Source organism: Burkholderia sp. 28_3 (assembly GCF_003253915.1).
In the GTDB taxonomy this organism is placed as follows: Bacteria; Pseudomonadota; Gammaproteobacteria; order Burkholderiales; family Burkholderiaceae; genus Burkholderia; species Burkholderia cenocepacia.
In genome coordinates, this window is record NZ_QKZF01000008.1 from 1 (window position 1) to 12,831 (window position 12,831).

General features: G+C 67.4%; 8 protein-coding genes. 2 read left to right on the forward strand and 6 right to left on the reverse strand.

Annotated elements, in window-relative coordinates:
- The coding region (locus tag DFS13_RS18390) for an ESPR-type extended signal peptide-containing protein (RefSeq protein ID WP_111442028.1) at positions 1 to 3,101 on the reverse strand (3,101 nt) is incomplete at its 3' end.
- A 1,474-nt stretch (positions 3,102 to 4,575) separates the two neighbouring features.
- On the opposite strand from DFS13_RS18390, the gene DFS13_RS18400 reads away from it, so the two are divergent.
- A complete protein-coding gene (locus DFS13_RS18400; protein ID WP_006498031.1) occupies positions 4,576 to 5,409 on the forward strand; it encodes a response regulator in 834 nt (277 codons plus the stop codon).
- Positions 5,402 to 7,744: a sensor histidine kinase gene (locus tag DFS13_RS18405; RefSeq protein ID WP_111441959.1), complete on the forward strand. Its 2,343-nt coding sequence runs from the start codon at positions 5,402 to 5,404 to the stop codon at positions 7,742 to 7,744. Before DFS13_RS18400 ends, DFS13_RS18405 begins: the two co-directional genes overlap by 8 nt.
- A 19-nt stretch (positions 7,745 to 7,763) precedes the next feature.
- Here DFS13_RS18405 and DFS13_RS18410 read toward each other — a convergent pair whose 3' ends face one another.
- The 5 genes from DFS13_RS18410 to DFS13_RS18430 are packed head-to-tail and all read right to left on the reverse strand — an operon-like array spanning position 7,764 to position 12,748.
- Complete coding sequence (locus DFS13_RS18410; protein ID WP_226244984.1) at positions 7,764 to 8,069, reverse strand: hypothetical protein; 306 nt, start codon at positions 8,067 to 8,069, stop codon at positions 7,764 to 7,766.
- Positions 8,070 to 8,085: 16 nt separating this feature from the next.
- Positions 8,086 to 9,174: a galactofuranose ABC transporter, permease protein YjfF gene (gene yjfF, locus DFS13_RS18415; protein ID WP_048985943.1), complete on the reverse strand. Its 1,089-nt coding sequence runs from the start codon at positions 9,172 to 9,174 to the stop codon at positions 8,086 to 8,088.
- Positions 9,171 to 10,214, reverse strand: coding sequence for an ABC transporter permease (locus tag DFS13_RS18420; RefSeq protein WP_111441960.1), 1,044 nt, complete (start codon positions 10,212 to 10,214; stop codon positions 9,171 to 9,173). The genes yjfF and DFS13_RS18420 overlap by 4 nt, the downstream gene beginning before the upstream one ends.
- Complete coding sequence (locus tag DFS13_RS18425) at positions 10,211 to 11,725, reverse strand: sugar ABC transporter ATP-binding protein (protein ID WP_006482243.1); 1,515 nt, start codon at positions 11,723 to 11,725, stop codon at positions 10,211 to 10,213. Before DFS13_RS18425 ends, DFS13_RS18420 begins: the two co-directional genes overlap by 4 nt.
- Positions 11,726 to 11,785: 60 nt before the next feature.
- On the reverse strand, positions 11,786 to 12,748 hold the full coding sequence (locus DFS13_RS18430) for an ABC transporter substrate-binding protein (RefSeq protein ID WP_006482235.1): 963 nt from the start codon (positions 12,746 to 12,748) through the stop codon (positions 11,786 to 11,788).
- Positions 12,749 to 12,831 lie beyond the last annotated feature (83 nt).

The window sequence follows — 12,831 nt, forward strand, 5'->3', positions numbered from 1 at the left end:
GTCAGCTGCCGCACCGTCACCGCGTCCTGCTGGCCGGTGCCGTCCGCGACGTTGGTGATCTGGCGGTACGTCTTGTTCGTCGCATCGCCGACCGACACCGCGCCGAGCAGCGTCTGGTCGGTCGTGTCGAACGGGATCGACGCGCTGCCGTTGCGCAGGATGCCCGACGACGGCACTACCGCGCGGTCGGCCACCGAGCCCGAGCCAAGCGCGATGCTGCCGTCGACCTTGGAAATCGCGTTCGGGCCGATCGCGACGCTGTCGACGCCCACCGCCTGGCTGTCCGGCGCGGTCGAATTCGCGTGGAAGTACTTGATGCCGTGCGCGTTGATGTTGTCGATCGCCGAGCCGACGTTGTTGTTGATCGTGGTCGACCCGTCGCTGTTGTACGTCACGTACGACGGCGCCGAGATCGTGCCGGTGGTCGGATCGTAGGTGGCCCCGCCGCCGATCGCGCCGGCCGTGCTGTTGCCGAGGTTCGTGTTGTTGTTCGCGATCGAGCTCAGGCCCGTCGACAACGAACTGATCCCGGTCGACGTGGCGGTCGACAGCGAGGTCAGGTTGCTGTTCGTCGAGCTCAGGCCGGTCGACAGCGAGCCGACGACCGTCGAGGTCGACGTGGACAGCGACGTGATCGAGCTGTTGGTCGAGCTCAAGCCGGTGGACAACGAGCCGACGACGGTCGACGTCGACGTGGACAGCGACGTCAGGTTGCTGTTCGTCGAACTCAGGCCGGTGGACAGCGAGCCGACGACGGTCGAGGTCGAGGTCGACAGCGACGTGATCGAACTGTTCGTGCTCGACAGGCCGGTGGACAGCGAGCTGATGCCCGTCGAGGTCGACGTCGACAGCGACGTCACCGTGCTGTTGGTCGAACTCAGGCCCGTCGACAACGAGCTGATGCCCGTCGAGGTCGACGTGGACAACGACGTCACCGAACTGTTGGTCGAACTGAGGCCGGTGGACAACGAACCGATGCCCGTGGACGTCGACGTGGACAGCGACGTCACCGCGCTATTGGTCGAACTCAGGCCGGTGGACAACGAACCGATACCCGTGGACGTCGACGTGGACAGCGACGTGATCGAACTATTGGCCGACGACAGCCCCGTCGACGTGGAAGTCGACAGCGACGTGACCGTGCTGTCGGTCGAGCTGAGGCCCGTCGACAACGAGCTGATGCCGGTCGACGTCGACGTGGACAGCGACGTCACCGCGCTGTTGGTCGAACTCAGGCCCGTCGACAGCGAGCTGATACCGGTCGACGTCGACGTGGACAGCGACGTCACCGCGCTGTTGGTCGAACTCAGGCCCGTCGACAACGACGAAACCCCGGTCGACAACGACGTGATGCTCGACGCCGTCGACGTCGACAGCGAATCGAGCGCCGTGTTCGTCGCGGCAAGCTGCGAACCGTTGATCGCATCCGTGCTCGCCGAATTGACGCGCCCGGCCGCGACGTTGGTGATCTGGCGCTCGGTGCCCGCCGCGCCGACGCTGACGACGCTCGTCGGATTCGTACCGTTGTAGTTGTACGTGACGCCGCCGAGCGTACCGGTCGCCGTCGGATGCGGCACGTCCGTCACTGAACCGGAGCCGAGCGCGACATCGTTTGCATTGTTCGCGACGGCCGACGCACCGAACGCGATCGCGCCCGCGGCTGCGGCGGTCGACGTGTTGCCGAGTGCGAGTGAACCCGTGCCCTGCGCATTGTTCGTATTGCCGATCGCCACCGCGCCGTTGCCGTTCGCGGTATTGTTCGAACCCATCGTGACCGCGCCGGTGCCGATCGCGCTGCTCGGATCGCCGATCGCGACGGCGCCGTCACCGCTCACCGTCTGGCCCTGGCCGAGCGCCACGGCGCCGGTCCCGCCCAGCACCTTCGAGTTGTTGCCGCCGGCGATCGAACCGGCGCCCGCGCCGGCCGCGACCGAGTTGGACGCACCGATCGCGACGGTCCAGTCCGCCGCCGCCACGCTGTTGATGCCGATCGAGGTTGCCCCGACGGCGGATGCAGTCGCGCCGGGGCCTAGTGCGGTTGCCGACGTGCCGGTCGCGAGCGCGAGATTGCCGAGCGCGACGCCGAACAGCGCCGTCGCGGTCGATTGCACGCCCATCGCGATCGAGCTGACGCCCGACGCGTTCGCGTTCAGGCCGAATGCCAGCGCATTGTCCGCGCCGGCCGTCGTGTTCGAGCCCATCGCGATCGAACTCGTGCCGAGCGACTGCGTGCCCGACCCGGGCACGCCTGCGGTGCCGCCCCAGCCGATCGCGATCGAGCTGGTGCCCTTTGCGCCGCTGTTGACGCCCATTGCAACGCCGGAATTGCCGGTCGCCAGTGCACCGCTGCCGACGGCCACGCCTGCCGAGCCCGTACTCGTCGCTTGGTTGCCGATTGCGACGGTGCCGGTATCAGTCGCATGCGTCGCATAGCCGAGCGCGACGCTTTGCGCCCCGGCCGCACTCGCCCCGAGACCCAGCGCGGCCGCATACTGACCGGACGCGAACGCATTGTTGCCGAGCCCGATGGCGGCAACACCGGTCGCCGCCGCGCCGCTGCCCATCGCCACCGCACCGCTTTGGGTCGCGCTCGACAGGTTGCCGATGGCAACCGAATACGCGCCCGAACCGATCGCCTGCACGCCGAGCGATGCACTGTCGACGCCGGTCGCTTGCGCATTGATGCCGACGGCCGTCGATCCGTCACCCATCGCGTGCGCACCCGGGCCCAGTGCCGTGGCCGATGTGCCTGCCGCCGTGGACAGGTTACCGAACGCGGTTGAATTCACCTGCGTGGCCACCGAACCGTTACCGACCGAGATCGAACTGGCGCCGCCGGTCGCGGAGCCGCCGCCCGCCGAATACTGCGCGTGCGCGCCAGCCTGAAACAGCCCGAGATACGCGGCCGCCAGCGTCATCACGATACGCCGCGGCGACAACCCTGCATGCGCGCCCGGGCGCACCGCGGCGCCCGCCTGCGCGACGTGCTCGGCCACCCTTCTCGACGACGCCACCCGCTTCCCGCGCGCCCGGTCAAGTTCCGAAGCCGCAACCCAGGCTCCCAGTGCTTCGTTCCAGATCGACTTGAACGACTTGTTCATCTCGTGTTCCCTCGGTTCTCATGTGCTGGATGACGCAACAGCGAACGCGACATCAGGCGCGGCGCGGACCCTCTCCGCTTTCGCCTGCCCCGCGACGCTCCGCTTGCTACTTCGCATAACTAATAAAAACTACGAACAGCGTTGCTCGACACGCTCGACACCATCGCAACGGCACGGCCGATCGACGCGCGTGCCCGTTCGGCACGACACGCGATCACGATCGCCGGTTAGCGGCTCATGGAAATCGACTTCGCCGGCCCGGCGGCGCCACGGTGCATGCCGCGCTGCGAGACCGCACGCGCGTCCACCGTCGCACCCGCCGACGGGCGACTTCGAATCTCATCGGAAAAGCGTCGCTCGGACGCTGGACGAACGGAGGCCGGCCCGCATCGCGGGCGGCCCGTCATGTGTCATTCAGGCGGCGAAAGGCGCCATGCTGTCCCCGGGTCTGAAGCATGCGCCGCCGGATCGCTGACGCTGACAGCCGGCACCGGATCGATCGACCCGACGCCCTGACCTGCCATGCTTGTCGTATTCATATTTTTCGTATCCGCCTGATTCGATAGAGCGCCGCGCACGGCCTTCGGATCGATCAAACCGCCCGGCGGCCCACGCGAAACCACTCACCCCTTTCCGTCCGACGGGCGACCCGTTTTTCCGGATTTCCGGAAAAAAACCGGCTACTCGACGAACGACCCCGGCATCGAATTAATCGATCGAATTTGCTTGACGATTTCTTCTCGCTCGATGCCTTTCACCCACACCCACGCCGTCATTTCTCGATTCGCCTTGTATATCTAGCATTTCACGAATCATGACGTTTTCATTACCCTCGTGCCTGTTATTCTTTTGTCATCGCCCTCTCATCATCTGAGAATGCCATCATTCAATGTGACATTGAATATCGGCTGCCATGGAGGCGACGGCAACAGCAATTTTCGTGGCAACCGGAGTCGGGGAAAGAACCGATTCCAGCCGCGTCTGGGCTAGTGTGCCGGCATTCGTTCAAACAAACCTTTTCCGCAGCGGACAAATCCTTTTCCCGAGCGGACAGCATTTACATTCATACACATTCGCAGGAAATCCGATTTTCCGGAAAGCGGAATATCCCCGCGACATCAACGAAAACTTAATCACCACGACAATGAATTAGCAGATTCAATTCAGACCGCTCCATCGAATTTCGACAGCACGCTCACAAATTCATCATTCGGGCCATTTCGATTCCACCAGTCCATTTGACCGGAAATAAAGACCGGAATTATAAAAATCGATTCGGCACATTTTTCCGAATCATTTCGTCGAAAGCGAACCACCTCGCCGGGCCGTCCCCGCGCCCGCCCGACAAGTCCCCACGCGCCGCACGGAATCCTCACAGGCGATACTGTTGTCGGCATATAATTTTTTGCAACAATCGTGCAGATAGCGATGCCTCCGACCTGACAGGCCATTCCCTTCCAACGCGTTCGCAACCATGCCATCCCGCTTGTCCAGTTCGGCGTCGCCACGCACCACGCCGGATCTCGCTGGCGCACATATCCTCATCGTCGACGATCGCCCGAACGACCTGCGGCTCCTGACCGAAATCCTGCGCGCCGCGCAGTGCCGGATCAGCGTCGCGTTCGACGGGCTGCAGGCCTATCACCGCGCGCAGGCCATCGCGCCCGACCTGATCCTGATGGACGTGCGCATGCCGCGCATGGACGGTTTCGCCGCGAGCCGGCTGCTGGCGTCGACCCCGTCGACGCAGTCCATTCCGGTGATCATCCTGACGGCCGCCGGCGATCTCGAGGATCGCATCGCGGGGCTCGAAACGGGGGCGCTCGACTACATCGTCAAGCCGTTCGAGCCGGCGGAAGTCATTGCGCGCATCCGCAATCACCTGAAGCGCGGGCGGCGCAGCCAGCCGTTCGCGCATCTGCCCGAATTGCCCGACAACCCCGACGCGGCGCTCGTGCGCGCCGCGAGCGACGTGCTGCTGCGCGACCTGCGCCATCCGCCGGCGCTCGAGGAACTCGCCCGGCAAGTCGGCACGCACGAAAAGCGGCTGTCGCGCGTGTTCCGCGATCATCTCGGCCAGACCGTGTTCGAGTACCTGCGCGACACGCGGCTGCGCGCCGCGATGCACTTCCTGTCGGAAACGTCGATGGGGATCGGCGACATCGCCGAGGAAATCGGCTTCTCCACGCCCGGCAATTTCGCGACGGCGTTCCGCGAACGCTTCGGCATCACGCCGTCCGACTGGCGGCGCCAGCGCCACGCGGTCGGCGCGCCGGCCGCACCCGGGGGGCACCACGGCGATGCGTAGGCAATACGCGGCATGGGCAGCGGGATGTCGCGGATTGCTCCTGCTGCTGGCGGCGCTGGCCGTCACGTGCGCGACGGCTCGTGCCGCAACGGCGCCGAATCCCGCGCAACTCGAAGCCGTCGCGGTGTTCGAAGACGCCGGCACGACGCTGTCCGTCGCCGACGTGGCCGCCCGGCTCGACGATGCGCACCGCGACGCGGCCACGGCATCCCGCCCGTCGTTCAACGTGACGTTTTCGCGCTCGGCGTGGTGGGTCCGCGCGACGCTGATCAATCGCGACAGCGAAACGCGTCCGCTGGTGCTGGCGATTCGCGATGCGCGCGTCGACCGGGCCGACTTCTATGTCGAGCGGCACGGTCGCTGGCTGCCCGACCACAGCTTCCCGGCCGATCGCGGCGACGCGCGCGAGGCGCCGTCGCGCTACCCGACCCTCGACGTCACGCTGCACGCGGGCGAACAGCTCCCCGTGCTGATCCGCATCACGTCGCGCAAGGAAATGCGGCTCGCGCCGATCGCGTTCACCCGCGACGCGTGGATCGCGCAGGAGTTGCACGCGTCGATGTGGAACTTCGGCTTCTTCGGCGGGCTGCTTGCACTCGTCTGGTGCGCGCTGCTGATCGGCTTTTTCTCGCGCAGCGGCGTGTTCCACGTGCTGGCCGTGCTGACCCTGAACACCGCGCTGTTCGAAGCCGCGTACCGTGGCTATCTCGCGATGGCCCTGTCCCCCGCCGCCCGAGAATGGTCGACGCGCGGCGAAACGATCTTCGCGTACCTGTCGGTCGCGTGCTTCATCGTCTTCATCCTGATGGTCGCGCATCGCGAGAAGGCGAAGATTCCGATGCGCGCGGTGTACGTGGTATTTCTCGCGCTCGAATGCGCGGGAATCGCCGGCGCGGCGTTCGGCGATCTGGGGACCTTCGCACGGTTCTGCCTGTGGCTGAACACCGCGCTCGCGATCGTCAACATCAGCCTGGCGCTGATGCTTGTGATCCGGCGCACGCCGACGGGCCGCGTGATGCTGATCGCGGTCGCGTTCGCGACGTTCAACATGCTGATCCGCATGCTCGATGGCCGCGACGCGTTGCCGTCCGTGCTGTCATGGATCCGGTCCGACGTCTTTCCGAACCCCGTCATCGCGATCATCGGGCTCGCGACGCACCTGCTGGTGCTGGCCGCGTGGATTCACCACGTGGGCAAACAACGCACCGAGGCGCGCAAGCGGCTCGAACACTGGCAGCTCACCGAACAGGACCGGCTGCGCGACGAAGTCGCGCGGCGCACGGTGGCGCTCAACGATGCGTTGCAACAGTCGAAGACGCACCTGCAGCAGAAGATCGAGACGCTCGGCTACGTCAGCCACGACCTGCGCGCGCCGCTGTCGACGATCAACGGCTATGCGAAGCTGCTGCTGCAAGGCGCGACGCGCGGCCAGGCGCGGCTGATCCGGTCGATCGACCGCAGCATCCGCTACCAGCTCGCGCTGATCGACGAATTGCTCGCGTTCACGAAGGCCGAACTGCAGCCGCTCGGCGTCGCGCCCGACCGCACCGACCTGCCCGGGCTGCTGGACGACATCGGCCACTACGCGCTCGCGCTGTGCGCGCAGCAGGACAACCGGTTCGTCTACCAACCGGTCACGGCGCTGCCGCGCACGGTGCTGATCGACGGCATCCGGCTGCAACAGGTGCTGTTGAACCTGCTGTCCAACGCATCGAAATTCACGCGCAGCGGCACGGTCACGCTGTCGGTTCACGCGTCGCGCGAAGGCGACGCGTGGCGCCTGCTGTTCGAGGTCGCCGATACGGGCATCGGCATCGACATCACCGCGACCACCGACATCTTCCGCGCGTACCAGCAGGTGCAGGCCGTGAACGGCGGCACCGGGCTCGGCCTGTTCATCGCGCAGCGGATCGTCGCCGCGATGGGCGGCGAGCTGGCCGTCGCGAGCCAGCCGGGCGTCGGCACGTCGTTCTCGTTCGCGGTCGTCGCGCCGGCCCTCGGCCATGCGCTCGCACCGGCGTCGGGGCTCGTCAGGCGGTTTCATCCGGCCGACGAAGCGCAGCCGGCCCGCGCCGCGCCCGCGATGCGCAGCCCGCCTGCCGATGCACTCGCGGAACTGATCGCGCTCGCCGGCGAAGGCCGGCTGACCGATATCGAGGAATGGCTCGGCCAGTATGTGGACGAGCCGGATCACGCGCCGTTCGTGCACGAAATGCGCGCGCACCTCGACGCACTGGACTTGCACGCGATCGAAAAACTGGCCGGCTCGCTGAAACGCACGCGCGTCGCGGATACGTCGTTCGACACCGAGACGGACGCGACCGGGCCGGCCTGACGGCGCGAACCCGTACGCGTCATTTCACCGCGGTACGCTCGCGCTGCCGATCGGCCCGCTCGACCACGCGGGTCAACCGAATGATGTCGGTCAGGCCGAATTCGCCGGCATCCGGGCGCGGGCGACCATGCTCGTCGGCCACGCGCATCGCGAACGCCAGCGCTTCGGAACGTTCGCGCAGCAGCACCCGCAGCGCATCGGCCACGATCCGGCAGTCGCGCGCGTCGCCCAGGTCGAGCAGCGGCCGGCGGCCGTGCTCGATAGCCAGCGTATCGGCCACGCCCGCCGTCATGTCATCACGCTTCATGCCGTTCTCCTCGCGCAAAGGGGGCGCGGTCGCACTACGACCGCCGCATCGTCGAGACCAGCGCGATGTCCTCTTCCGGCGGCGCCGGCCGCGCGGGGGCAGTATCGCGCGTCGGCCGCTTCGCGCCGAGCCCGGTGCCGCCGGTGCGCCGCCGCGTCGCGTGCCGCTCGATGACCCGCTGCAACACGCAGAACACGCACAGCAGCGCGCCGATCACGATCCGCGTCCACCATGAACTCAGCGTGCCGTCGAACGTGATCAGCACCTGGATCGTGCCGAGGATGCCGACCCCGAACACCGAACCGATCACGTAGCCCACGCCGCCCGTCAGCAGCGTGCCGCCGATCACGGTCGCGGCGATCGCGTCGAGCTCCATTCCCTGCGCCTGCAACCCGTAACCCGACAGCACGTACAGCGTGAACGCCACGCCGCCGAGCGCCGAACAAAAGCCGCTCAGCGCGTAGACGCCGATCTTCGTGCGCGCGACCGGCAAGCCCATCAGCAGTGCCGAGCGTTCGTTGCCGCCGACCGCATACACGTTGCGGCCAAAGCGCGTGAAATGCGCGACGTAGATCGCGACGGCCAGCGTCGCGAGCGCGATCAGCGCGCCGGCGCTCAGCGTGCCGCCGCCGACCGGCACGCTGATGCCGGCGATCGCATGAAACGCCGGCTGGTTGATCGTGATCGACTGCGTCGTAATCAGGAAGCACGCGCCGCGCGCGAGAAACATGCCGGCGAGCGTGACGATGAACGGCTGCAACCGGAAATAGTGGATCAGCGCGCCCATCGCGGCGCCGTACAGCGCGCCGAATGCGAGCACGAGCGGCACGATCACCCATACCGGCCAGTGCAGCCGTTCGGCGCCCACCGCGCAGAAGATCGTTGTCAGCGCAACGACCGAGCCGACCGACAGGTCGATGCCGCCGGATACGATCACGAACGTCATCCCGATCGCGACGATCAGCAGGAACGCGTTGTCGACGAGCAGCCCGGTCAGCACCTGCATCGAGAAAAAGCCCGTGTACATCACGGACCCGAAACCGAACAGCGCGACGAACAGCACGATCGTCACGACGATCGGCAGCGTGCGCGGATCGGCGAGGCGGCCAAGGAAACGGGTCATCGCGGCGTCGCTCCGGTGGTGGTGGCGCGCGATCGCGCGGAAGGCAGCAGTCGCGACGCGTGCCGGACCAGCAGCGCGCGCGCCGCGTCCGACTGGATCAGCGTCACGACGATCACGACGACCGCCTTGACGACGAGCGTCGCCTCCGGCGGCACGCCGATCGAGTAGGTCGTGTAGGTGAGCGTCTGGATGATCAGCGCGCCGAGCACCGAGCCCGCGAGACTGAAGCGGCCGCCGAGCAGCGACGTGCCGCCGAGCGTCACCGCGAGGATCGCGTCGAGTTCGAGCAGCAGCCCCGCGTTGTTGCCGTCGGCGCTGCGCACGTTCGAACTGGCGAGGATGCCCGCGAGCGCCGACATCACGCCCGAACACAGATACACGCCGAACACGACCGCGCCCGAACGCAGCCCGACGAGCCGCGTCGCGACCGGGTTCACGCCGATCGCGCGAATGAACAGCCCGAGCGCCGTGCGGTTCACCAGCAGCGCGATCGCGCCGATCGTCGCGAGTGCGATCCACACCGCGCACGGCACGGTCGCGAGATAGCCGCCGCCGAGCGCGAGGTAGCCGGGCGCGCCGATCGGGATGATCTGGCCGCCCGTCAGCAATTGCGCGACGCCGCGCCCCGCGACCATCAGGATCAGCGTCGCGATGATCGGCTGCATCCCGACGAAGGCGACCAGCAGCCCGTTCCACGCGCCGGCCAGCAGCCCGACGCCGAGCGCGGCGGCCAGCGCCATGCCGACCCGCGACGGATCCGCCTCGAGCACGATCGCGGCCGCCGCGCCGGCGATCGCGACGATCGCGCCCACCGAGATGTCGATCCCGCGCGTCGCGATCACGAGCGTCATCCCGAGCGACACGATCACGAGCGGCGCCGCGCGATTGAGGATGTCGATCGGCGCGCCGAACAGGTGGCCGTCGAGCAATGCGATCGACAGGAAGCCCGGGCGATGCGCGACGTCCAGCGCGAACAGCAGCGCGAGCGTCAGCACCGGCCACGCGAGCGGATGACGAAACAGCGTGCGTAACCGCGTCATGACTGGCCTCCCGCGATCAACCGGTAAACCTGCTCCTCGGACGCATCGGCGCCCGTCAATTCGGCGACCTTGCGGCGGTCGCGCAGCACCGCGATCCGGTGGCTCACGCGTACGACCTCGCCGATCTCCGACGAGATGAACAGGATCGCGAGCCCCTGCGCGCACAGCGCGAGCACACGCTCCATGATGTCGAATTTCGCGGCGACGTCGATGCCGCGCGTCGGCTCGTCGAGAATCAGCAGCTTCGGGTCCGTCGCGAGCCAGCGCGCGAGCAGCACCTTCTGCTGGTTGCCGCCCGACAGCAGCCCGATCGGCTGCTCCGCGTCGCGCGCCTTGATGCCGAGCCGGGCGATGTACGTGTCGGCGATCTCGCGCTGGCGCGCCCGCCCGATCAGCCGCCACCAGCCGCGCCGCGCCTGCAGCGCGAGGACGATGTTCTCGCGGATCGACAGCGCGGCGACGATGCCCTCCTTCTTGCGGTCCTCCGGGCAGTACGCGATGCCGTGGCGCACCGCATCGTGCGGCGATGCGAGCCGCGTGCGCGCGCCGCCGATCTCGATCGCACCGGTATCGGGGCGCGCGGCGGCGAACGCCAGTTGCGCGGTTTCGGTGCGGCCCGAGCCGAGCAGCCCGGCCAGCCCGACGATCTCGCCGGGGCGCACGTCCAGATCGAGCGCGCTCATCATCCCGCGCCGGCCGACCTGCTGCATCGACAGGAACGGCGCGGGGGTCGCGGTGTCGCGCTCGACCGCCGCGGCGCCCGCCTGCAGCGTCTCGGACATGCGCTCGCGGCCGGTCATCTTCGCGACCAGCAGGTCGACCGGCAGGTCGCGCGCGAGATACTCGCCTTCGCGCTCGCCGTTGCGCATCACGGTGATCCGGTCGGACACCGCATAGGTCTGCTCGAGAAAGTGCGTGACGAACAGGATCGCGATGCCCGACGCCTTCAGCCGGCGCAGCACGTCGAACAGCCGCGCGACCTCGCCGTCGTCGAGGCTCGAGGTCGGCTCGTCGAGAATCAGCACGCGTGCGTCGACCGACACCGCGCGCGCGATCGCGACCATCTGCTGCACCGCGATCGGATACGAATCGAGCGAACGCGTGACGTCGAGCGCCAGGTCGAGTTCAGCGAGCGCGTCGCGCGAGCGCGCATGGATCGTCTTCCAGTCGATCGCGCCGCGCCGCATCGGCTGCCGGCCCGCGAATATGTTCTCGGCAACCGACAGGTTCGCGCACAGGTTCACTTCCTGATAGAGCGTCTGGATGCCAGCCGCCTCGGCCTCGCGCGGCGCGGCGAAGTTCACCGGCGCGCCGCCGACGCGAATCTCGCCCGCATCGTGCGCATGCACGCCGGTGAGCACGTTGATCAGCGTCGACTTGCCCGCGCCGTTCTGGCCCATCAGCGCGTGGATCTCACCCGGAAACAGCCGGAAGTCGACGCGCTGCAGCGCGCTGACGCCCGGAAACGACTTGTCGATGCCGATCATCTCGACCACCGGCGAACTCTGCATGCAGCCTCCCTCGAAGCGTCCCCGGACGGTGGCCGCCAGGCCGCCGCCCGGGCGGACAGGTCAGTACTTGCGGGTCGGCAGCACCTGCGCCGCGACGTTCATCGGAAACACCGTTTCGTTGGTCACGATGCGCTTGGGCAACTGCTTGCCGGCGACGACGTCCTTCACCGCGGTCATCAGCTGCGGGCCGAGCAGCGGGCTGCATTCGACGTCGACGTTGATCTTGCCCGCGACCATCGCCTGGAAGCCGCCCTTGGTCGCGTCGAACGACACGACGCTCACGTCCTTGCCGGGCTTGATGCCGGCCTCTTCCATCGCCTGGATCGCGCCGAGCGCCATGTCGTCGTTGTGCGCGTAGACGACGTTGATCTGCTTGCCGTAGGTCTTCGCGAATGCTTCCATCACCTGCTTGCCGCCGGCGAGCGTGAAGTCGCCGCTTTGCGACGCGATCACCTTGAATTTCGGATTGTTCTTGATCACTTCGAGCAGGCCCGCGCGGCGGTCGTTGGCCGGCGCGGAACCGACCGTGCCCTGCAGCTCGACGATGTTGATCGGGCCCGCGTCGTTCTTGTAGCGCTCTTCCAGCCAGTGGCCGGCGCGCCGCCCTTCCTCGAGGAAGTCGGAGCCGATCATCGTCACGTACAGCGACGGGTCCTTCACGTCGACGCCGCGATCGGTCAGGATCACCGGGATATGCGCGGCCTTCGCTTCGGTCAGCACCGGCTCCCAGCCCGATTCGACGACCGGCGAGAACGCGATCACGTCGACCTTCTGCGCGATGAACGAGCGGATCGCGCGAATCTGGTTCTCCTGTTTCTGCTGCGCGTCGGAAAACTTCAGGTTGATGCCGGCGTCCTTCGCCGCGCTCTTCACCGACACGGTGTTCGCGGTGCGCCATGCGCTTTCCGCGCCGACCTGCGAGAACCCGAGCGTGATCGGCTTTTGCTGCGCGTGCGCGCCGCCTGCCAGCACCGTCGCCGCGGCGACGATCGCGCCGGCCGCCAGCTTCCTGATGAATGTCATGGTCCGTCTCCGATGATGTCGTTGTGTGCCGCGGCGCTGTTGTGTTTCTGCGTGGCGCTGGCGCGGATCGGGCTGCGCCGGCC

Bases quoted from the DNA above. Each gene is read 5' to 3' on its own strand.
- DFS13_RS18400 (WP_006498031.1), top strand. From the start codon at position 4,576: ATGCCATCCCGCTTGTCCAGTTCGGCGTCGCCACGCACCACGCCGGAT.
- DFS13_RS18405 (WP_111441959.1), top strand. From the start codon at position 5,402: ATGCGTAGGCAATACGCGGCATGGGCAGCGGGATGTCGCGGATTGCTC.
- yjfF (WP_048985943.1), bottom strand. From the start codon at position 9,174: ATGACCCGTTTCCTTGGCCGCCTCGCCGATCCGCGCACGCTGCCGATC.
- DFS13_RS18420 (WP_111441960.1), bottom strand. From the start codon at position 10,214: ATGACGCGGTTACGCACGCTGTTTCGTCATCCGCTCGCGTGGCCGGTG.
- DFS13_RS18425 (WP_006482243.1), bottom strand. From the start codon at position 11,725: ATGCAGAGTTCGCCGGTGGTCGAGATGATCGGCATCGACAAGTCGTTT.
- DFS13_RS18430 (WP_006482235.1), bottom strand. From the start codon at position 12,748: ATGACATTCATCAGGAAGCTGGCGGCCGGCGCGATCGTCGCCGCGGCG.